This window comes from Pseudomonas fitomaticsae, assembly GCF_021018765.1.
GTDB lineage: Bacteria > Pseudomonadota > Gammaproteobacteria > Pseudomonadales > Pseudomonadaceae > Aquipseudomonas > Aquipseudomonas fitomaticsae.
In genome coordinates this window covers 876,976-897,019 of record NZ_CP075567.1, presented here as the reverse complement: position 1 = coordinate 897,019, position 20,044 = coordinate 876,976, and the positions used below count along the sequence as shown (strand labels likewise).

Sequence of the window (20,044 nt, the reverse complement as noted above, 5' to 3'; positions counted from 1 at the left end):
GCAAACATCCTTGTGGTCGGTGAGTGGATGCAGGACGTGCAAAACGCCCGCCAAGCATCCTCCTCGATGATGACAACTCCACGACCAGCCTACTTCAGCCCCACCACCCCCGCCACGATCAGACCCACCGACAGCAACTTCACCAGCGTCAGGCTCTCGCCCAGCAGCGCGAAACCGAGAAACACCGTGCCGAGCGAACCGATGGCGGTCCAGATCGGATAGGCGATGCTCACCGGCAACTCGCGCATCGCCAGGGTCAGGAAGTACACCCCGCCCACCGCAGCGACCACGGTGATCAGCGACGGCCACAGCCGGGTGAAACCTTCGGCGTACTTCATGCTCATGGCGAAAGTGACCTCGAACCCGGCGGCAATCAGCAGAAACAACCAGGCCACCTAGAACTCCCGGGCCAGGTCGAGCAAGCGCTGCTCGGCCTCGGCCACCGACACCGCGAAGGTGCGTTCGGCGGATTCCTCGCCCTCGGCGGCGACCACCGTGACGTCGTTGATGCCGATAAAACCCAATGCCGTGCGCAGCCATGGATCGGCGTGATTCAGCGCTTCCAGTTCACCGCCCGGGCCGAAACCGAAACCGCCGCGACTGGTGACAATCAGCGCCTTCTTGCCGTGCAACAGCGGCGTGTACTGGGCGATGCCGTTGTCCAGCGTATGGTCGAACGTCAGGCCCAACCGCACGATTTGATCGACCCAGGCCTTGAGGCCGCTGGGCACGTTGAAGTTGTACATCGGCGTGGAAATCAGCAGCAGGTCGTGATCGAACAGCTCGCCCACCAGTTGATCGCTGAGCGCCAGATCGGCCTGCATCGTCAGCGGCCGTGCTTCGGGCTCCGGGTAAAACGCGGCCGCGACAAACGCTTCATTCACTGCCGGAATCAACGCCCTCCCCACCTCTCGACGGGTGACCTGAGCCTGTGGATGACGGACTTGCCAGGCGCTGAGAAAGCTCTCGGCCAGGCGCCGCGAATGGGAACGCTCACCGCGAGGGCTGGCATGGATCGCAAGAATCCTGCTCATCTGAATCTCCTTGGGACTAGACTTGAATGACTGTGTGGCGCCAGATTGCTGCCATTCAGTCATCGCCTCAAATGAGCAAAAATCAGTCGGGATGAATTGATTTCATCCGTGGAGTTTTCATGTTCGCTGCCTTGCCCCTGACCGCCCTGCGCGCGTTCGAATCCGCCTCGCGCCTGCTGAGTTTCAAGGCGGCCGCCGAAGAACTGGCGGTGACGCCGACGGCGATTTCCCATCAGATCCGTTCGCTGGAGGACTGGCTCGGTGTGGCGCTGTTCGAACGCCTGCCGCGTCAGGTGCGCCTGACCGAGGGTGGCGAGCGACTGTTCCGCAGCCTGCACGGCGCATTTCTGGAAGTGGCGCAAAGCGTCGACACCCTGCGCCCGCAACGCAGCGGCAGCAGCCTGACGCTGTCGACCACCGCCGCGTTCGCTGCGCTGTGGCTGGTGCCGCGCCTGGGGCGGTTTTACGCGAAGCATCCGAACATCAATGTGCGGCTGGACACCCATTGCGAAGTGATCGACCTGCATCAGGACGCCAGCGTCGATCTGGTGCTGCGCTACAGCCTCGACGATTACCCGAACCTCTACGGGTTGTGCCTGTTCGATGAATCGTTCGGCGTGTACGGCTCGCCGGAACAGGTGGCGCTGGCCGCCCGCCGTACCCCGGCGTTGATCAGCGTGCGCTGGCACAACTCCAAGCTCTACGCCCATGGCTGGGAAGCGTGGTGCGCGCAGTCAGGCGAGAACTGGTTGAATCAGCATCCGGCCGTCCGCGAATACGACGAAGAGCATTACGCGCTGCAAGCGGCCATTGCCGGGCAAGGGCTGGTGCTGGCGAGCAACATTCTGGTGTCGGAGAGCGTCGCCAGCGGTCTGCTGGTGCCGTACAAGGGCGAGGTGCAGGTCGACGGCGCCGGTTACAGCGCGCTTTGCGTACCGGGCCGCGAGCGACATCCACCGGTGAAGGCGTTTTTTGCCTGGTTGCGCGAAGAGGCGCAGCTTTCCGGGCATGTCCCGCGCTGAATCCGACAAAACTTTTTGCAGCGTTCATCACTCACAACCTGGTAACGATCACGTCAACAGAACGTGACGCCAATCGGATTAGCCTCCAGGAGACTGAAATGAGTGACCTGCATTTGTCTGATGTTCAAACCCTGCGCGAGCGCGCACGCCAGCACGTGGAAAATGGCGCGGTGACCGAAAGCTACAGCGCCAACCGTGAAGAAGTGCTGCGCCTGCTCAATGAATCGTTGGCCACTGAACTGGTCTGCGTTCTGCGCTACAAGCGCCACTACTTCATGGCCAACGGCCTGAAAGCCAACGTCGCCGCCGACGAATTTCTCGAGCACGCCACGCAGGAAGCCGAACACGCCGACCGTCTGGCCGAGCGTATCGTGCAACTGGGCGGCGAGCCCGAGTTCAACCCTGACCTGCTGTCGAAGATGTCCCACGCGCAATACGTGGCCGGCAACACCTTGAAGGAAATGGTTTACGAAGACCTGGTGGCCGAGCGGATCGCCATCGACAGCTACCGCGAAATCATCCAGTACATCGGTGAAAAGGATCCGACTACGCGCCGGATCTTCGAAGACATCCTGGCTCAGGAAGAAGAGCATGCGGATGACATGGCGGACATCCTGAAAGACCTCTGAGTCCTCCAGATCCAATCGCGGGCAAGCCCGCTCCCACAGGTTCAGTGAAACCCTGTGGGAGCGGGCTTGGTCCGGGCGGCGATCCGACGAAGAGGTCCTGTCAATCACCGATCATTTTGTAGGTTTCACCGTGACGGGTGCCTTGCCCGCCTTCATCTGCTCCAGCAGCGGCGCGCACTGGTTCGGCTCGCCACCACTCGGCGCCACCAGCGCCAGCAGCCCCGCCGCCGGTGCAGCGATCACGCCCAGCGCCACCATCCCCGCCCCGCGCAGTATCAACGGCACCGCTTTGACCCCGGCATCCGGCTTGATGAACTTGCCACGCACGTACAGCGGCGAACGCAGGGAAATCAAACGCCACCCCTTGGACTCCGGGGTCACCGTCAGGTCCAGCTGCTCGGTCGCCATGTTCGCCGTGCCGTCGATGTAGATGATTGCGTTCTCCGTATCGAACACAAACAGCCGCGTGCTCGCCAGGCCGGTCTTGATGTCGAAGTCCGCCGCCGCGCAGTTGATCTTCACTTCCTTGTCGCCAAAGATCTTGCCGACCACGTAGTTGCCGACATTGAGCCCTGCCAGCTCCATCAACTCGCGACTGATGGCGCCGTCGTTGATCAGCATCTTCAGGTTGCCGTTGGCGCCGCCCAGCAGTTTGGCCACCGAGTTGCCGCGACCGGCGATATCGGCATCGCCGTTGAGCTCGCCGAAACTGGTCTTCATCGGTTCGAAGGTCGGGAACAGTTGTTTGAGCTTGAATTTGCGCGCAGTCAGTTTGGCCCGGCCTTCCAGCGGCTCGGTACGTCCATTGAGGCGAATCTGCGCGTCGAGGTTGCCGCCGGCCACACCGAAACGCAGCGGCTCCAGGCTCAGTTCGCCGTCGTTGAGCTTCAGGTGGGTATAGAGGTCGGTGAACGGCAGCTCTTCGCTGTGGACGATGCGTTTGCCGGTGAATTCGACGTCGGCGTCCATGTCACGCCAGCGCTCGGTCTTGAACTCTTCCACCGGCAACACCTGGTCCGCCGGCTGCTTGCTCTCGCCGCCACGAGCCTTCTGCTTGGCATTGGAGTCGGCACCGATCAGCGGCGCGAGGTCTGCAAACAGCAACTGATTGGACAGCAGCGCGCCACTCAATTTGGGCCGTGGCTGGCTGGCGACGTAAGCCAGATCACCATGGATGTCGCTGCTGCCGATCTTGCCGTTGAACTGTTCATAGCGAAATTGTGCGCCGCCCGGCTCATGCAGCTTGGCAATCAAGTGGCCGTCGGTGGCATAAGGCGGCGTGTCCGGCAGGGTCACGCCGGTCAGCGGATACAGATTGCCGAGGCTGGCACCCGCCAGTTTCAGGCGCAGGTCGAGGGCGCCGAGATTCAGCGGATCGGTCAGGGTGCCGGCGAGTTCGACGCTGGTATCGCCGATCTTCGCCTGGGCCTGCAACGGGAACGGTTTGCTCGCGTCCTGCAGGGCCAGCAGACCGCCGATCTTGCCCTGGCCGGCGAGTTTCTGGCCGTGGTACTGGCCGGTGACTTTCAGGCCGAAGGCGTAATCCTGCGGCGCGCCGCCCTTGTCCTGTGCGGTTTTCGCCGCTTTGTCGCCGACGATGTCGCTGAACGGAATCGGCTTGCCCAGCGGATCGATCAACAGGTCGAGGTTGGTCTTGAGGGTCTGGTCATCCAGGGTGACGTGGCCCTTGTCGAAGCCGATGGCACCGATGTCGACCACCCAGTTCGAAGGCTCGGCATTCGGATCCTTGGGATCGAACTTGAAGGTCCAGTTGGCGCGGCCGTCGGCCAAACGTTGCAATTGCGCGTTGGGTTCGGTCAGGTCGATCCGTGGAATCGTCACTCGTTGCGCCAGCAAGGCCAGCGGCGAGATGCGCAGCTCGACCTTTTTAAGGGTGACCATCTGCGGTTGCTTCGACCAGTCGGGATTGCCCAGCGTCAGGTCTTCGGCCACCACATGCGGCCACGGCACCCAGGCGCGCCAGCCGCCCTCGTCGAGTTCACGCCGCCAGACCACCGACAGATTGCCGTTGATGGCGAACGGTCGGTGCAGTTCTTCCGAAACCTTGGCATTAAGCGGCGGTTTGATCCGGTTCCAGTCGAAGAACACGATGATCAACACCAGCACTGCCAGAAGCAGCACGAGGGTGGCGAAGGTCCAGGCGAAGATTTTACGCGTGCGCGTCATTGCACAAAGCTCCTGAAGACGACTGCATCCATTGGCACGACGCAGCTGAAACGGCGGGCCGTGATGGCCCTCATGAAATCTGTGACTGACAAACAGCCCGCAGGTTTAATCCAAAGCCCCATCGAGGGGAAAAAACGGTCGCCATTCTGACCGATCGGTCGAGTTGGCGTTACCGGACCCGCACTTTTGCGGGGCGCGAGTGGGTGGAAAATACCCACCGCAGTGCAAAACCGCCTGCCTGAAACGCCCGTGCTAGAGCCTCCCAAGCGAACAATCAATTCTGTTGATTATTACCATTGTGTTTATGAACTTTTATATCGACTTATCGAGAGTAGCATTGCCCTCGTACCCACTTTATCGCCCTCCCAAGGAGCAACCATCATGAAACGCCAACTTCTGTTCAGTCTTACCCTCTCGATGCTGGCCAGCACCGCCTTCGCCCTGCCAGCTGCCGAACAGGCTACCCCGCAAGTGAAATCCAGCCACTCGGTGTTCAGCCAGACTGTTGCCGCTGATGGCTCGGACCGCACTCCACAAGGCCAGACCCTGGCTGAAAACGGTCGCAACCGTCTGGAAGAAAAAGGTCTGGTTCAAGATGGCTATGACAAAACCCCACAAGGTCAAACCGTAGCTGAAGGCGGCCGTGATCGTCTGGAAGAGAAAGGTCTGGTTCAAGACGGTTCGGATCGCACTCCACAAGGTCAAACCCTGGCATCTGACGGTGGCGACCGTACCCCACAAGGCCAGACCCTGGCTTCTGACGGCGGCGACCGTACCCCACAAGGTCAAACCCTGGCGGCTGACGGCTACGACAAAACCCCACAAGGTCAAACCCTGGCCGAAGGTGGTGGTGACCGTGTGATCGAACGCAACAGCGCTTTGAGCTAAGCCCGTGGCGGCCTGGAAAAAAAGCCCAATCCCCGGATTGGGCTTTTGACTTTTCAGCAGCCTGTATAAAGAAGTCGAGATTTCCCGCTCCATCTCCCCCACTGCCGTTCGACGCCGACAAAGCCGATTTGCTAGAGTGCGGCGCTTGTCTTGCCTAAGAACACACCCTTGCGATGCTGCCCCGCGCCGAACAGAAACAACAGACCCGCAACGCCCTGATGGACGCTGCCCGCCACTTGATGGAAAGCGGCCGAGGATTCGGCAGCCTGAGCCTGCGTGAAGTGACGAAAACCGCCGGCATCGTGCCCACCGGTTTCTACCGGCATTTCGCCGACATGGACGAACTCGGCCTGGTACTGGTCAGCGAAGTCGGTCAGACCTTCCGCGAAACCATCCGCCTGGTACGCCACAACGAATTCGTCATGGGCGGGATCATTGATGCGTCGGTGCGAATCTTCCTCGACGTGGTCAGCGCCAACCGTTCGCAATTCCTGTTTCTGGCCCGCGAGCAATACGGCGGATCGTTGCCGGTGCGTCAGGCTATTGGCCGTTTGCGTGAAGACATCAGCTCCGACCTGGCGGCGGATCTGGCCTTGATGCCCAAGCTGCAGCACCTCAATCGCGAGGGTCTGAGCGTAATGGCCGACCTGATCGTCAAATCGGTGTTCGCCACCCTGCCGGACATCATCGACCCGCCCGCCGAAGCCCTGCCGGAACATCTGACACCACAGGCGAAGATCACCCAGCAGTTGCGCTTCATCTTTATCGGCTTGAAGCACTGGCAAGGGCTCGGCAGTACCGAGTGAGAAAGCAAAAAATCGCAGCCCGGAGCTGCGATTTTTTTTTGCGCCGCAAATTGGTGCATGTAAAAAACTTCATGCACCAAAACACCCCACAATCCTGCAATATCTTGAAACATCCACTAGGCTCCGACAGGGTTTTCCTACGCCTCGTCCGGTTGGCAAGCCCCTTGCTCTAGCCTGAGCATTGTCCATTGCTGGAAGCTTTCCGATGCTGGTGATTCATCGCAGAATCGACCCCCAACCCGTCTGGGCCGCCGAGTTGCACCTGACCTTCGAAGCCAGGAGCAAAAGCCGCCTGCGCTGTTTCAGTGCCGAGGGCGAAGACGTCGGACTGTTTCTGGAGCGCGGCCAGCCGCCGCTGTATGACGGCGAGTGCCTGCAAGCCGAAGATGGCCGGGTCGTCCGGATCTGCGCCCGCCCCGAACAATTGCTGCACGTCACCTGCGCCAACGCCTTTGAACTGACCCGCGCGGCCTATCATCTGGGCAATCGCCATGTCGCGCTGCAAGTCGGTGACGGCTGGTTGCGGCTGCTCGACGATTACGTGCTCAAGGCGATGCTCGAACAGCTCGGCGCCGCCGTGGAATCGATCGAAGCGCCGTTCCAGCCGGAACACGGCGCCTACGGTGGCGGCCATCACCATTCGCGGCACGGTGACGAAGACTTCAACTACGCGCCGAAACTCCATCAGTTCGGCGTCCGTTTGTGAACCCGGCCTGGGCGCTGCTGCGCCTGGCCAGTCCGCAATTGCCGATTGGCGGCTACAGCTATTCCCAGGGCCTGGAAATGGCTGTGGATAACGGCCGCGTCGACAGCCCGGACAGCGCACGCCGCTGGATCAGCGACCAACTGCTGCTCAACCTCGCGCGGTTCGAGGCGCCCATGCTGCTCGCCCATTGCCAGGCCGCCGCGGACGAACACTGGGATGAATTGCGCAAGCTCTGCGAAAGCCATCGCGCCAGCCGCGAAACCCGCGAACTGCATCTGGAGAGCCGGCAGATGGGCTACTCGTTGCAGCAATTACTCAACGGCCTACCCGAACTCGATCAGCCCGCGCGGGACTTTCTCGAACACTGCGCCGAACCGCACCTGGCCCTGTGCTGGGCACTGGCCGCGCGCGCCTGGCAGATCAGCCCGCAGGACGCACTCGCCGCGTGGCTGTGGAGCTGGCTGGAAAACCAGCTCGCGGTGCTGATGAAAACCTTGCCGCTGGGCCAGCAAGCCGCCCAGCGCCTGACCAGCGAACTGCTGCCGCTGCTGCAACAGGCGCAGCAGGACGCCACCCGAATCAATCCCGAACACCTCGGCAGCGCCGCGTTCGGTCTGTCCCTGGCGTGCATGGCCCATGAGCGCCAGTACAGCCGCCTGTTCCGTTCCTAGGGCCTTTTATCTGGAGAATCACATGAACACACAACCCCTGCGCGTCGGCATCGGCGGCCCGGTCGGTTCCGGCAAGACCGCGTTGACCCTGGCCCTGTGCCTGGCCCTGCGCGAGCGCTACAACCTGGCCGTGGTGACCAACGACATCTACACCCGCGAAGACGCCGACTTCCTGGTGCGCAACGAAGCGCTGGCGCCGGAACGCATCATCGGCGTGGAAACCGGCGGCTGCCCGCACACCGCGATCCGCGAGGACGCTTCGATCAACCTCGAAGCGGTGGATCAACTGAACCGGCGTTTTCCGGGGCTGGACCTGATTCTGGTGGAGTCCGGTGGCGACAACCTGTCAGCAACCTTCAGCCCGGAACTGTCCGACCTGACCATCTACGTGATCGACGTTTCGGCCGGCGACAAGCTGCCGCGCAAGGGCGGGCCCGGCATTTGCAAATCCGACCTGCTGGTAATCAACAAGATCGACCTCGCGCCGCTGGTCGGCGCCTCGCTGGAGATGATGAACAGCGATACCCAACGCATGCGCAACGGCAAGCCGTTCGTGTTCAGCAACCAGAAAACCGGTCAGGGCCTGGAAGACATCATCGCCTTCATCGAACGCCAGGGCCTGCTGACCGCAGCCTGATTCACTGATCAACAAGGAAGCTTATCCATGACACTCAAACGCATTCTCGGCGCCGTCGCGCTGCTGCTGACACCGGCCCTGGCCTTCGCCCACCCCGGCCATGGCGACTCTGGCCTGGTGGCCGGCATCAGCCACCCGATCGGCGGCCTCGACCATCTGCTGGCGATGGTGGCCGTCGGTTTGTGGGCGGCGCAACAGCAAGGCGCGGCACGCTGGGCGCTGCCGTGCACCTTCGTCGGCACCATGCTGATCGGCGGCCTGCTCGGCTTTGAAGGGCTGGAATTGCCGGCGCTGGAAAGCGGGATTGCCGCCTCGGTGCTGGCGCTGGGCCTGGCGGTGGCGCTGGCGGTGCGTCCACCGCTGGTGATGGCGGTGGCGGCGACCGCGCTCTTTGCGCTGTTCCACGGTGTGGCCCATGGCCTGGAATTGCCGGACATGTCGAGCCCTTGGGCGTATGCCGCAGGTTTCGTGGTCGCAACGGCTGCGCTGCATGCGGCGGGTTATGCCGTCGTGCGTTTTCTGCCTCAGGCGGCCGCGCCGCTGGTTCGACTGGCCGGAGCGGCTTCGGCGGTGACGGGCGCGTGGTTGCTGGCCGGTTGAACTCTATCGCCTGATCAGGCCTCTTCGTCGGATCGCCGCCCGGAGCAAGCCCGCTCCCACAGTTGTTCTGTGTTGTTCACAAGTATTGTGTTCGGCGTGACCATTGTGGGAGCGGGCTTGCTCCGGGCGGCGATCCGACGAAGGCGGACTGACAGACACCGCGTCTCATCACGCCGCCGCTCTGCTACCATGTCGCGCAATCGCCCCTGCCGTGACGACGTCCGCCCATGCCCCACGCTTCCCGCTCCACCTCCCTGCCTGAATTGACCACCCTGTTCGGTGAAGTGCAACAGCACTTTCTGAACGTGATCGTGCCCCTCTGGCAAGGACCGGGCTGGAACGCCGACATGGCGTTGCCTTACGAGGCGCTGGACGCCGCGCATCAGCCGCTGCCACCGCAGCGCTACCGGGCGATGGCCTGCGCACGGCAGCTGTACCTGTTTTCCAGCCTGATCGGGGTTGTGGATAACGCTGAAGTCCGGGCGGCTGCGCTGTTCCGTTCCCTGCAACGGCACTTCCACGATGCCGAGCACGGCGGCTGGTTCTACAGCATTGATCCGCAGGGCAAACCGCTGGATCAGCGCAAGGACCTCTACACCCACGCCTTCATCCTGTTCGCCTGCGCCCACTATTGGGACAAATCCCGCGAACCGCTGGTGGAATCAACCCTGAACGCCGCGCTGGAAGTGATCGGCCGGCGCTTCGCAACGGGTGACGGCCTCTACGAAGCCTGCCTCGACCGCGACTGGATCACGCTGGAAACCGGCCCGCTGCAAAACCCGCTGATGCACCTCGCCGAAGCCTTCCTGGCCACGTTGGCCGTGCGCGAAGATCCCCGGACCCAGCAGGCGCTGAGCGAGTTATGCACAGCCATGCACAAGCGCTTCATCGAACCGCAACAGGGCGTGTTGATGGAAAAGCCGCTGGGGGCTGTGGATAACTGGTTTGAGCCAGGGCATCAGTTTGAATGGTATTTCCTGCTCGAATCCTCGCCGCTATTGCGCGGTTCGAAACTGCACGCGGCACTGGATCGTGCGTTTGCCTTCACCGAGCAACAGGGCGTCGAGGCCGGCACCGGTGCGGTGCTGGCCATGCTTGATCCGCAAGGACACGGGAAGGATTCGACCCAGCGCATCTGGGCCCAGGCCGAATACCTGCGCGCCCTGACGTTGCGTCCGGGCAGTGAAAGCGCGGTGCTGCGCCAGTTACAGGCGCTGCAACAACGCTTCCTGCATGCCGGCGGCTGGAACGAGTGCCGTGACGCTCAGGGCGAGGTCAGCCGCAAGGACATGCCGTCGACCACGCCGTATCACTTGGCGACCTGCTATCGCGGCATCGCCGATTATCTGAGCTGACGTCGTGGCGAGCCCGCGTGCTCGCCCAATTCAGGCAATCCACTTCCTGTCACCGGTGAAGCTGATGGTCAGCCAGCGCGCCGCGTCCGGTTTGCCCAGCTTCGCGGAAATCTCCTCACGCAGCTCATCCAGCTGACCGACGCTCTGCAGCCGGTAATCAGCCGGCAACACCACATGAATCTCGATGAACCGCGCCCGCCCGTGCTTCTGCACGTAGGACACGTAATCGTCGAAACCATGCTCGACCTTCGCCGCCTCCATCACCTCGCGCACCTGCTCATCCAGCGTATCCGGCGCAATGCCGAGCACGTCCCGCAACGCCGGGCCGAGGATCTTGAAGGCCGGCGGCAGCATGGTCAGGGCCAGCACGATGAGAATCAGCGGGTCGACGAACTTCGCCCATTCGCCATAGCCCTGGGACTCGAGCAACAACGCCGCGAGGAAACTGATCAACAGGCCCACCGACAGCATCGCGTCCACCAGCCAGCTGATGTTGTCGAACTGGATCAGGCTCGACTTGAGCTTGCGATTGCGGTGGCGCACGTAAAAGAAGTAGGCGAACTCGACAACGGTGAACACCGCCGCGTAGATGATCACCAGGCCCAATTCGATCTCACGACCGCCATTGACGATGCCGAACACACCGTTGAGAAACGCATAGATCGCGATCAACAGCAGGAAACTGCCCTCGATCAGCAGCACCATCGGCTCCAGGTGCCAGAAGCCGAACTGGAAACGCTGGTTGCTTTGCTTGGCGATCAGCTTCGCGGTGATCAGCATCAGGACTTTGATGAAGGTGGCAATCAGCGAAAAAAAGCCATCGAACAGGATGGATTGGGAACCCGAAACAAAACCGGTGGCGATCCCGGCGATCGACACGGCCAACATCAGGATGGTCGATTGTTTGAGCAGCGACTGCTCACCTCGGTTACTCACTTTGACTCCTCGAAAAACCTTGAAAACCGCTGGGTGCGGTGGGGTTGTTGAGGAGTGAGTCTACCTTACTGCCAGAATTTGGCCGATTTGCCCTCTTCGCCAGCAGACTGGCGAAGAGGGCAAAACCGTATCAGGCCTTGTTACGCTCGATGGCAAAACCGGCCCAGGTCTGGCTCACCGGCATCAGCTCCAGGCTGTTGATGTTGATGTGCGCCGGGGCATTCAGCACCCAGAAGATAGTCTCGGCGATGTCCTGCGGCTGGATCGGCTCGGCACCGGCATAGGTCGCGTCGTAACGCGCCTGATCGCCCGCGAAGCGCACCAGCGAGAACTCGCTTTCGCACAAGCCCGGCTCGATGTTGCTGACGCGCACGCCAGTGCCCTGCAGGTCGCAACGCAGGTTCAGCGAGAACTGCTTCACGAACGCCTTGGTCGCGCCGTAAACGTGGCTGCCCGGGTACGGGTAATTACCGGCGATGGAGCCGAGGTTGATGATGCCGGCGCCACGGCCGTGGGCGATCAGCCGAGGCAGCAACAGACGAGTGCTGTACATGAGGCCTTTGACGTTGGTGTCGACCATGGTGTCCCAATCGTCGAGGTCGCACTTCGGTGCAGGGTCCACGCCCAACGCCAGCCCGGCGTTGTTGATCAGGCCACGCAGTTTGGCGAACGATGGCGGCAGGTTGGCAATCGCCTCTTCCATCGCCTTGCGATCACGCACGTCCAGCACCAGGCCATGCACTTCGGTCTGCTTCGACAGCTCGGCGCACAGCGCGTTGAGGCGTTCTTCACGACGACCGGTCAGCACCAGTTTCCAGCCGGCCTCGGCGAAACGACGGGCACAGGCTTCACCAAAACCGGAGGTCGCGCCGGTGATAAACAGGGTGTTGGACATCGTGTTCTCCTTGCTTCGGCCGCCGGGGCAGCCATTGGAATAGAAAATCAGCGGGCAGCATGCCCGGCCCTGCTTTAACCGGCAACCACCGAATCCTGCTCATTAATTGATCAACGGCCGCTACGCCATACGCGCCGTGGCCTGTAGCCATGTGCACGCACGTTATCCACAAGCCCTTCCACAGTTTCCGGGGGCAACTGAAAAAGCGCAAAGCCACGCCACACAAGGCGTTGCGGGCGATTTTGAAAGTTTTTCGCTTGACCCTGAACAACCCATTGTGCCGGGCAGGGCATTTTGCACGACCGGCCGGTCATGGCCGTGATTGCGCGAGGCCAGCAATTACGGCCCTCAGCCGAGTCTTTCCAGAGTTTAATCACAGACTTATCCACAGGATTGACCACAGCCATCAGCGCTGTTATGCGCCCCCATAAAAAGGTTGACAAACAGGCCTTCCCCTCAGCAAAAACACACTGATCAAAAAACAACCACAGCGCTGCAAGCCACGGTTTCAAAGGCTTTTAGCGAGCTACACCCACGTTATTCACAGCCAGCTCCACAGCAAACGGGGACAAGTCAAAACTGTGGAAAAACAGCCATTTGCAGCGGTTTTATGTCGCGCCTTGGCAGGTTGGCGATTTTGTTTTCCACAATTTCCCGAAAGTCCTGGTTTTCAGTGAACGAGCAGACGCAAAAAAGCCCCGACACTCACGCATCGGGGCTTGTGGACAACTTCAAACGATCAGTGACCGCCGAGGTAAGCGTTACGCACCTCCTCGTTCACCAGCAGTTCCTTGCCGGTGCCCGTCAGGCGGATCTCGCCGTTGACCATCACGTACGCCCGGTCGGACAGTTTCAACGCATGGTTGGCGTTCTGCTCGACGAGGAAAATGGTCATGCCGGTTTTCGCCAGTTCCCGCAGGGTGGCGAAGATCTGTTTCACCACGATCGGCGCCAGGCCCAGGCTCGGCTCGTCCAGCAGCAACAGCTTGGGCCGGCTCATCAGCGCCCGGGCGATGGCGAGCATCTGCTGCTCGCCGCCGGACATGGTCATGGCGCGCTGAGTACGGCGCTCTTCGAGCCGAGGGAACAGCTCGAACATGCGCTGCATGTCTTCCTTGGCGTACTTGTCGCCGATCGGGATGGTGCCCATCAGCAGGTTTTCCTCGACGGTCATGTCGGGGAACACCCGCCGCCCTTCCGGCGACTGCGCGATGCCGTTGGAGGCGATGTAGTGCGATGACTTGTGGGTAATGTCCACGCCCTGATAGAGGATCTGCCCTCCCGCCGCCCGTGGCTGGCCGAAGATCGACATCAGCAGGGTGGATTTGCCGGCACCGTTGGAGCCGATCAGGCTGACGGTTTCCCCTTCGTTGATCTGCAGCGAAACGCCTTTGAGGGCCTGGATCGGGCCGTAGAACACGTCCAGATCCTTGAGTTCGAGGATGGGTTGCGTCATACGACTTCCTCTTCGTCGGCGCCCAGGTAGGCCGCGATCACCTTCGGATCGTTACGTATGGCATCAGGTCCGCCCTCGGCGATGACGATGCCGTGGTCCAGCACCACGATGTGATCGGAAATGCTCATTACCATGCCCATGTCGTGTTCGATCAGCACCACGGTCAGATCGTGCTCGTCGCGCAGCAGCCGGATCATCGCGCTCAGCGCTTCGGTTTCCTGAGGGTTGAGGCCGGCGGCCGGTTCGTCGAGGCAGATGATCTGCGGCCGCGTGCACATGGCCCGGGCGATCTCCAGACGGCGTTGCTGGCCGTAGGACAGTTCACCGGCCAGACGGTTGGCGCAGTCCACCAGATCCACCACTTCCAGCCAGTAGAAGGCGCAGTCCAGCGCGTCGCTTTCGGCCTTGCGATAGCCCTTGGTGTTGAGGATGCCGGCCAGCATGTTGCGGTTGACCCACATGTGCTGGGCCACCAGCAGGTTTTCCAGCACCGACATTTCCTTGAACAGGCGAATGTTCTGGAACGTCCGGGCCAGGCCCGCGCGGTTTACCAGATGGGTGCCGCCGAACATCTTGTAGTACAGGCGACTGGCAAAGTTTTTCGGCGAGACGAAGTCGGTCGGCTTGAACGACTCGCCCAGCAGCTGGATGACGTTGGTCTGCTGGCCGCGCACGTTGAGTTCGATCTTGCCGCCGGAAGCCTTGTAGAAACCGGTCAGGCAGTTGAACACCGTGGTCTTCCCGGCGCCGTTGGGGCCGATCAGGGCGAAGATCGAGTTGCGTTTGACCTTCAGGCTGACGTCGCTCAAGGCCTTGATGCCACCGAAATGCATCATCAGTTTTTCAACAGAGAGTACGACTTCACTCATGGCGCAGTCCTCTCATAGTGAATGGCACCTTTGCGTGGAGTGACCCCGGTACGGCTGATGCGGATCAGCCCGCGAGGTCGCCAGATCATCATCAACACCATCAGGATCCCGAACAGCAGCACGCGGTATTCGGCGAAGCCGCGCAGCAGTTCCGGGGCGACGGTCAGCACGAACGCTGCGATCACCACGCCGATGGTCGAACCCATGCCGCCGAGCACGACGATGGCGAGGATCAGCGCCGATTCGAAGAAGGTGAACGAGGTCGGGTTGACGAAGCCTTGGTAAGTGGCGAAGAACACACCCGCCAGACCTGCCGTTGACGCACCGATAGTGAACGCCGAAAGCTTGACCAGCACGTGGTTGAGGCCCATCGAGCGGCAGGCGATTTCGTCTTCACGCAGGGCTTCCCAGGCGCGGCCGACCGGCATCTTCACCAGACGATGCTTGATGTACAGCACGGCCAGCACCACCAGGAACAGCACCGCATAGATGAAGTAATACTTCACGTCCGGGTTGTAGGCGATGCCGAAAAACTCGTGGAACGGCACCCCGCCATCCTTCGCCCGCTTGCCGAACTCCAGACCGAAGAAGGTCGGCAGTGGTGCCGGCATGCCGTTCGGGCCGCCGGTCAGGGACAGCCAGTTGTTGAGCACCAGACGGATGATTTCACCGAAGCCCAGGGTCACGATCGCCAGGTAGTCGCCGTGCAGGCGCAGCACCGGGAAACCGAGGATGCAACCGGCAAGGCCAGCGGTGATCGCCGCCAGCGGCAGCACGGTCCAGAAGCCCAGCCCCAGGTACTGGTAACCGAGCGCCAGACCGTAGGCGCCGATGGCGTAGAACGCCACGTAACCGAGGTCAAGCAGGCCGGCCAGACCGACCACAATGTTCAGCCCCAGCCCCAGCAGCACGTAGATCAACCCGAGGATGACCACGCCCAGCAGGTAGGAGTTGGAGAAGAACGGCAACGCCACGGCGATGGCGATCATCAGCGGGATGATCCAGCGCAGGCGCGATTTGTAGTCCGGGGCCAGCACATGTACGCCGGAACCGGTGCTCTCGAATCCGTCGAGAATGCGCAGGCCCTTCGGGGTTTGCAGGAACAGGCTAAGGGCAAAGCGGCCGGCCATGACGATGGCAATGATCCACGCCACGCGGGTCGGTTCGAGGTTGAAGCTGTAGCCGTCGAGTACCACGCCGACAATCGGCCCGAACACGATCAGGGCGATCAGACCGGCGAGAATCGCCTCAACCAGGCTTTTTTTGACATCAATGGATTTTGTAGTGGTTGAAGACATCGCTTACACCTTCGACACAAGAGGACGGCCCAGCAGGCCCTGAGGCCGGAAGACCAGAACAAGTACGAGCAGCGAGAAGCTGAACACGTCTTTGTAGTCGGAGTTGACCAGGCCCGAGAACAGCGACTCGGAGATCCCGAGGATGATCCCGCCGAGCATGGCGCCAGGCAACGAGCCGATCCCGCCGAGCACCGCAGCGGTGAACGCCTTGATGCCGATGACGAAGCCTGCGTAGAAGTCGAACGTGCCGTAGTTCATGGTGATCAGCACGCCGGCCAGGGCCGCCATCGCTGCACCGATGATGAACACATAGGAAATCACCCGGTCGGTGTTGATCCCCAGGATCGAGGCCATCTTGCGGTCTTGCTGGGTCGCGCGGCACATGCGGCCGAGCTTGGTGTACTTGATTACATAGGTCAGCAGGCCCATCCCGACGAACGCCGCGACGAGAATGAAGATCTTGGTGTAGGTCAGCTGGACGAAGCCCGAGCCGACGTCGATGCGCCAGGCACCGGTGAGCAGTGTGGGAACACCCTGTTGGCGGGCGCCCTGGCTGATCTGGGCATAGTTTTGCAGAATCAGGGAGATACCGATGGCGCTGATCAGCGGTGCCAGTCGGGTGGAGTTGCGCAGTGGTTTGTAGGCGATGCGTTCGATGACCCAGCCATACACGCCCGTGACGACGATGGTGAAGACCAGTGTGCCGAGCATCAGCAGCGGGAAGGATTCGATACCGAAGTAAGCCAGCAGAGCCAGACTGATTGCCGCGAGGTAAGCGGAAATCATGTAAACCTCGCCGTGGGCGAAGTTGATCATGCCGATGATGCCGTAGACCATTGTGTAGCCGATGGCGATCAGGCCATAGACCGACCCGAGAGTCAGGCCATTGACCAGTTGCTGCAGGAAAATACCATCCATAACGCAATCTCACGCAGTGAGAACCTGCACACCCTGAGGCGCGCGGTTCTTCTAGGAAAAATACAGATTTACGTCGGAGCAACGTCAGACAGGAAACCGCAGCCCCCTTGTGGGAGCTGGCTTGCCAGCGATAGCGGTAGAACATTCAACAAAGTTGTCGACTGTCAGGCCGTCATCGCGGGCAAGCCCGCTCCCACAGGGAATGTGGCGTCCGGTTGATCAGGTGCCGTTATTTCTGTTTTTCCAGCTGGTGATATTTGCCGGTCGCGTCCCACTGGTAAACCACGTAGTCGGAGACTTTCAGGTCGCCCTTGGCGTCCCAGGTCTTCTCGCCCATCACGGTTTTCACAGGGTTGGCTTTCAGCCATTTGGCAGCGTCTTCGCCCTTGTTGGACTTGGCGCCATTGAAACCGGCAGCCAGGGCCTGAACCGAAGCGTAGGCGTACAGGGTGTAGCCTTCAGGCTCGGTGCCGGCCTTGCGGAAGGCATCCACTACAGTCTTGCTTTCCGGCAGCAGGCGCGGGTCGGCGCCGAAGGTCATCAGCACGCCGTCGACGTATTGCGGGCCACCGGCGGTGGTTACCAGTTCGTCGGTCACGATGCCGTCGTCAGACATGAACTTCACGTCTTTCAGACCTTCGGTACGCAGTTGCTTGACCAGTGGACCGGCTTCCGGGTGCAGGCCGCCGAAGTAGACCACGTCGGCACCGGCCGCGCGGATCTTGGTGACCACGGCGCTGAAGTCTTTCTCGCCACGGGTCAGGCCTTCGTACAGCACCGGCTTCACGCCGCGTTTATCCAGCTGAGCCTTGGTCGCATCGGCCAGGCCCTGACCGTAGGTGTCCTTGTCGTGCAGCACGGCCACTTTCTTGCCCTTGAGCACGTCGACGATGTAGTCGCCTGCCACGATGCCTTGCTGGTCGTCACGGCCGCACATACGGAACATGGCGCTCAGGCCGCGCTCGGTCACTTGCGGGTTGGTGGAACCCGGGGTGATCGCGATGATGCCGGCTTCGTCGTAGATCTCGGACGCAGGAATGGTGGAGGACGAGCAGAAGTGGCCGACCACACCGGCGACTTTCTGGTTGGTGAGGTCCTTGGCGACCGTCACCGCCTGTTTCGGTTCGCAAGCGTCATCGCCCTTGACCAGAACGATCTTCTCCCCGTTGACGCCGCCCGCCGCGTTGACCGCATCGGCCGCCGCTTGTGCCCCTTTCATGTATTGCTCGCCAAATGCCGCGTTGGCGCCCGTCATCGGACCCGCCACACCGATTTTCACATCAGCTTGTGCAAACGCAGAAACACCCAGCGCAGTAGCCACTGCGAGGGCCAGAAAGCCTTTCTTGTAAAACGTCTGGGACATGAGGTGGTGCTCCAAGGTTTTTTTTAGTTGGCACTGCGACTTCACTTGAATGCTCAGAGCAAGGGCCGTGCCATCGGTTTTTTATTCTTCAAAAAGTCGCTGCTTTCTTGTTATTTCGACTGTTTCGTTCCCATTTTCATTGGGCGTGCAACCGTCTAAACCGCGGAAGGTGAAACCAATTATTTTTTCAGGCGCAACCCGCACGCGCCATCATTGCAACCGCGGCGCCAAACGACGTGCAACCAGCCTGTAACAGCCCGCGTCACCGAACTGCACACTGCTGGTGCGGGACTGCTACAACCCGCACCATTACAGGCTAGTCGCTACATCGAAAAGCGCCGCTTCCGGCAACATATTTCAACACTCAAATGACGATCCGCAGGCACTGGCCCGCGTGATACAGCGAGAACCCGGCCTCGTACAGGCAACTGCGCAAGCCCACGCCCGCCAGGGGCTGCATCGGTGCGAAGGGAATCGGCAATGCCTGAGGATTTCCGTTACACAGGTAGTCGGCGAAGGCCTTGCCGACCACGGTGCCGGTGGTCACGCCACGACCGTTGTAACCGGTGACGGCCACCAGTCCGGGCGCCGGTTCGAACAGGCGCATCAGGTGATCGGGAGTGAAGGCGATGCGCCCGGTCCAGGTGCATTCCCACTCCACGGGTTTGAGATTGGGGAAGTAATGTTGCTGCACCCGGTCGGCCCAGGCTTTGAGGAACCAGGTCGGCTTCTGATTGCCGTTGCCGAGACTGCCCAATAACAGACGCCCGTCCTTGTCGCGACGGATGCTGCTCAGCACCTGGCGGGTATCCCACGAGCCTTGCCCGCCCGGGAGAATTTCCTGAGCGGCGTCTTCGGTGAGCGGCACCGAAGCGACCTGATAGTAGTAACCGGGGAAGAAGTTGCGCTTGAGTTCGGTCCAGTCGCCTTCGGTGTAGGCGTTGGAAGCGATCACCACTTGTTCGGCGAGCACCGAACCCTGCTCGGTCTGCACCGACCATTGCTGACCCTGACGTTCAAGTCGAGTGACCGGCGAATGATCGAACATCTGCCCGCCGAGCCCCGCCACGGCTTTCGCCAGCCCGGTGACATACGCCATCGGATTGAGGGTGCCGGCACGTCGGTCGAGCAGCGCGGCGGCAATCTTCTGCGTGCCGGTTGCCTGCTCACAAGCCTTGCCGGTCAGCAGTTCGACCGGCGCACCCCGGCGTTTCCATTGTTCTTCGCGACTGCGCAGATCCGCCTCGCCCTTGGCGTTGTGCGCCATGTGCAGGGTGCCTTCGCGGCGCAACTGGCAATCGATGTTGTACTTATCCACAAGGCTGAACACCAGCGCCGGCGCCGCACCGAGCATGCGGTTGAGCTGACTGCCGACCGCCTCGCCGAAGCCGGCCTCGATCTCGTCCGGCGCAATCCACATCCCGGCGTTGACCAGTCCGACGTTGCGCCCGGAGCCACCATGCCCGGCACGATGGGCTTCGAGCACGCAGACGCTCTTGCCCTTCTCCAACAGATGCAGCGCCGCCGACAGCCCGGTGAACCCGGCGCCGATCACGCAGACATCGACTTTGACCTCGCCCCTGAGCGCCGTGTTATCCGGTCGTTGCGGCGTGAGTTTTTCCCACAGACATTCTTCGCGTAACGGCATTGCCAGACTCCAACAGAAACCTAACAAACACACTGCTGATCCTGTGGGAGCGGGCTTGCTCGCGAAAGCGGTGTTTCAGCCAACATCTATATCAACTGACCTGACGCATTCGTCGGAACGCCGCCC

The 20,044-nt window shown here is 61.3% G+C and carries 20 protein-coding genes; 9 read left to right on the top strand and 11 right to left on the bottom strand.

The features are described 5' to 3' along the window. Positions 1–89: 89 nt before the first annotated feature. Positions 90–395 (bottom strand): DMT family transporter, encoded by a 306-nt coding sequence (locus tag KJY40_RS03920; protein WP_230735110.1) that lies wholly within the window; start codon positions 393–395, stop codon positions 90–92. After that, positions 396–1,034: an FMN-dependent NADH-azoreductase gene (locus tag KJY40_RS03915; protein ID WP_230735109.1), complete on the bottom strand. Its 639-nt coding sequence runs from the start codon at positions 1,032–1,034 to the stop codon at positions 396–398. A gap of 119 nt (positions 1,035–1,153) precedes the next feature. On the opposite strand from KJY40_RS03915, the gene KJY40_RS03910 reads away from it, so the two are divergent. Both KJY40_RS03910 and KJY40_RS03905 read left to right on the top strand, forming a co-directional pair. Next, positions 1,154–2,056: a LysR substrate-binding domain-containing protein gene (locus tag KJY40_RS03910; RefSeq protein WP_007950621.1), complete on the top strand. Its 903-nt coding sequence runs from the start codon at positions 1,154–1,156 to the stop codon at positions 2,054–2,056. A gap of 98 nt (positions 2,057–2,154) precedes the next feature. Then, entirely contained in the window at positions 2,155–2,685 is a 531-nt protein-coding gene (locus KJY40_RS03905; RefSeq protein WP_064379129.1) for a ferritin-like domain-containing protein, read from the top strand. A 111-nt stretch (positions 2,686–2,796) separates the two neighbouring features. On the opposite strand, the gene KJY40_RS03900 is transcribed toward KJY40_RS03905, so the two are convergent. Beyond that, positions 2,797–4,872, bottom strand: a complete 2,076-nt coding sequence (locus tag KJY40_RS03900; protein ID WP_230735107.1) for an AsmA family protein — start codon at positions 4,870–4,872, stop codon at positions 2,797–2,799. A gap of 381 nt (positions 4,873–5,253) precedes the next feature. Here KJY40_RS03900 and KJY40_RS03895 point away from each other — a divergent pair, with 381 nt between their 5' ends. From KJY40_RS03895 to KJY40_RS03865, 7 genes are all read left to right on the top strand, one after another. Next, positions 5,254–5,760, top strand: coding sequence for a hypothetical protein (locus KJY40_RS03895; RefSeq protein WP_127796770.1), 507 nt, complete (start codon positions 5,254–5,256; stop codon positions 5,758–5,760). A 173-nt stretch (positions 5,761–5,933) separates the two neighbouring features. Further along, positions 5,934–6,566: a TetR family transcriptional regulator gene (locus tag KJY40_RS03890; RefSeq protein ID WP_007950628.1), complete on the top strand. Its 633-nt coding sequence runs from the start codon at positions 5,934–5,936 to the stop codon at positions 6,564–6,566. Positions 6,567–6,771: 205 nt separating this feature from the next. Next, positions 6,772–7,272, top strand: a complete 501-nt coding sequence (ureE, locus tag KJY40_RS03885) for an urease accessory protein UreE (protein WP_230735105.1) — start codon at positions 6,772–6,774, stop codon at positions 7,270–7,272. Then, the gene (locus KJY40_RS03880; RefSeq protein WP_039766717.1) at positions 7,269–7,943 is read left to right on the top strand and encodes an urease accessory protein UreF; all 675 of its coding nucleotides are present in this window, start codon (positions 7,269–7,271) and stop codon (positions 7,941–7,943) included. The genes ureE and KJY40_RS03880 overlap by 4 nt, the downstream gene beginning before the upstream one ends. Positions 7,944–7,965: 22 nt before the next feature. Continuing rightward, entirely contained in the window at positions 7,966–8,580 is a 615-nt protein-coding gene (gene ureG / locus KJY40_RS03875; protein WP_007950645.1) for an urease accessory protein UreG, read from the top strand. A gap of 27 nt (positions 8,581–8,607) precedes the next feature. Next, on the top strand, positions 8,608–9,180 hold the full coding sequence (locus KJY40_RS03870; protein WP_064379124.1) for a HupE/UreJ family protein: 573 nt from the start codon (positions 8,608–8,610) through the stop codon (positions 9,178–9,180). Between the two features lie 227 nt (positions 9,181–9,407). Further along, positions 9,408–10,535: an AGE family epimerase/isomerase gene (locus tag KJY40_RS03865; RefSeq protein WP_230735103.1), complete on the top strand. Its 1,128-nt coding sequence runs from the start codon at positions 9,408–9,410 to the stop codon at positions 10,533–10,535. A 30-nt stretch (positions 10,536–10,565) separates the two neighbouring features. On the opposite strand, the gene KJY40_RS03860 is transcribed toward KJY40_RS03865, so the two are convergent. The 8 genes from KJY40_RS03860 to amaA form a co-directional block, all read right to left on the bottom strand. Continuing rightward, positions 10,566–11,471 (bottom strand): cation diffusion facilitator family transporter, encoded by a 906-nt coding sequence (locus KJY40_RS03860; protein ID WP_230735101.1) that lies wholly within the window; start codon positions 11,469–11,471, stop codon positions 10,566–10,568. A gap of 130 nt (positions 11,472–11,601) precedes the next feature. Continuing rightward, positions 11,602–12,366: an SDR family oxidoreductase gene (locus KJY40_RS03855; RefSeq protein WP_011332209.1), complete on the bottom strand. Its 765-nt coding sequence runs from the start codon at positions 12,364–12,366 to the stop codon at positions 11,602–11,604. Positions 12,367–13,105: 739 nt separating this feature from the next. Continuing rightward, a complete protein-coding gene (locus KJY40_RS03850) occupies positions 13,106–13,822 on the bottom strand; it encodes an ABC transporter ATP-binding protein (RefSeq protein ID WP_007950655.1) in 717 nt (238 codons plus the stop codon). Further along, positions 13,819–14,691: an ATP-binding cassette domain-containing protein gene (locus tag KJY40_RS03845; RefSeq protein WP_007950657.1), complete on the bottom strand. Its 873-nt coding sequence runs from the start codon at positions 14,689–14,691 to the stop codon at positions 13,819–13,821. Before KJY40_RS03845 ends, KJY40_RS03850 begins: the two co-directional genes overlap by 4 nt. Beyond that, positions 14,688–15,989 carry a high-affinity branched-chain amino acid ABC transporter permease LivM gene (livM, locus tag KJY40_RS03840; protein ID WP_039766706.1) on the bottom strand — a complete coding sequence of 434 codons (1,302 nt, stop codon included), beginning with the start codon at positions 15,987–15,989 and terminating at the stop codon, positions 14,688–14,690. Before livM ends, KJY40_RS03845 begins: the two co-directional genes overlap by 4 nt. A 3-nt stretch (positions 15,990–15,992) precedes the next feature. Next, complete coding sequence (locus KJY40_RS03835) at positions 15,993–16,907, bottom strand: ABC transporter permease subunit (protein WP_007950661.1); 915 nt, start codon at positions 16,905–16,907, stop codon at positions 15,993–15,995. Positions 16,908–17,136: 229 nt separating this feature from the next. Beyond that, complete coding sequence (locus KJY40_RS03830) at positions 17,137–18,270, bottom strand: ABC transporter substrate-binding protein (RefSeq protein WP_230735099.1); 1,134 nt, start codon at positions 18,268–18,270, stop codon at positions 17,137–17,139. A gap of 364 nt (positions 18,271–18,634) precedes the next feature. Further along, positions 18,635–19,918, bottom strand: a complete 1,284-nt coding sequence (gene amaA, locus KJY40_RS03825; RefSeq protein ID WP_230735097.1) for an L-pipecolate oxidase — start codon at positions 19,916–19,918, stop codon at positions 18,635–18,637. Positions 19,919–20,044 lie beyond the last annotated feature (126 nt).

Excerpts from the sequence above, each read along its gene's own strand:
- KJY40_RS03915 (WP_230735109.1), bottom strand. The coding sequence starts at position 1,034 with ATGAGCAGGATTCTTGCGATCCATGCCAGCCCTCGCGGTGAGCGTTCC.
- KJY40_RS03910 (WP_007950621.1), top strand. The coding sequence starts at position 1,154 with ATGTTCGCTGCCTTGCCCCTGACCGCCCTGCGCGCGTTCGAATCCGCC.
- KJY40_RS03905 (WP_064379129.1), top strand. The coding sequence starts at position 2,155 with ATGAGTGACCTGCATTTGTCTGATGTTCAAACCCTGCGCGAGCGCGCA.
- KJY40_RS03900 (WP_230735107.1), bottom strand. The coding sequence starts at position 4,872 with ATGACGCGCACGCGTAAAATCTTCGCCTGGACCTTCGCCACCCTCGTG.
- KJY40_RS03895 (WP_127796770.1), top strand. The coding sequence starts at position 5,254 with ATGAAACGCCAACTTCTGTTCAGTCTTACCCTCTCGATGCTGGCCAGC.
- KJY40_RS03890 (WP_007950628.1), top strand. The coding sequence starts at position 5,934 with ATGCTGCCCCGCGCCGAACAGAAACAACAGACCCGCAACGCCCTGATG.
- ureE (WP_230735105.1), top strand. The coding sequence starts at position 6,772 with ATGCTGGTGATTCATCGCAGAATCGACCCCCAACCCGTCTGGGCCGCC.
- ureG (WP_007950645.1), top strand. The coding sequence starts at position 7,966 with ATGAACACACAACCCCTGCGCGTCGGCATCGGCGGCCCGGTCGGTTCC.
- KJY40_RS03870 (WP_064379124.1), top strand. The coding sequence starts at position 8,608 with ATGACACTCAAACGCATTCTCGGCGCCGTCGCGCTGCTGCTGACACCG.
- KJY40_RS03865 (WP_230735103.1), top strand. The coding sequence starts at position 9,408 with ATGCCCCACGCTTCCCGCTCCACCTCCCTGCCTGAATTGACCACCCTG.
- KJY40_RS03855 (WP_011332209.1), bottom strand. The coding sequence starts at position 12,366 with ATGTCCAACACCCTGTTTATCACCGGCGCGACCTCCGGTTTTGGTGAA.
- KJY40_RS03850 (WP_007950655.1), bottom strand. The coding sequence starts at position 13,822 with ATGACGCAACCCATCCTCGAACTCAAGGATCTGGACGTGTTCTACGGC.
- KJY40_RS03845 (WP_007950657.1), bottom strand. The coding sequence starts at position 14,691 with ATGAGTGAAGTCGTACTCTCTGTTGAAAAACTGATGATGCATTTCGGT.
- livM (WP_039766706.1), bottom strand. The coding sequence starts at position 15,989 with ATGTCTTCAACCACTACAAAATCCATTGATGTCAAAAAAAGCCTGGTT.
- KJY40_RS03835 (WP_007950661.1), bottom strand. The coding sequence starts at position 16,907 with ATGGATGGTATTTTCCTGCAGCAACTGGTCAATGGCCTGACTCTCGGG.
- KJY40_RS03830 (WP_230735099.1), bottom strand. The coding sequence starts at position 18,270 with ATGTCCCAGACGTTTTACAAGAAAGGCTTTCTGGCCCTCGCAGTGGCT.
- amaA (WP_230735097.1), bottom strand. The coding sequence starts at position 19,918 with ATGCCGTTACGCGAAGAATGTCTGTGGGAAAAACTCACGCCGCAACGA.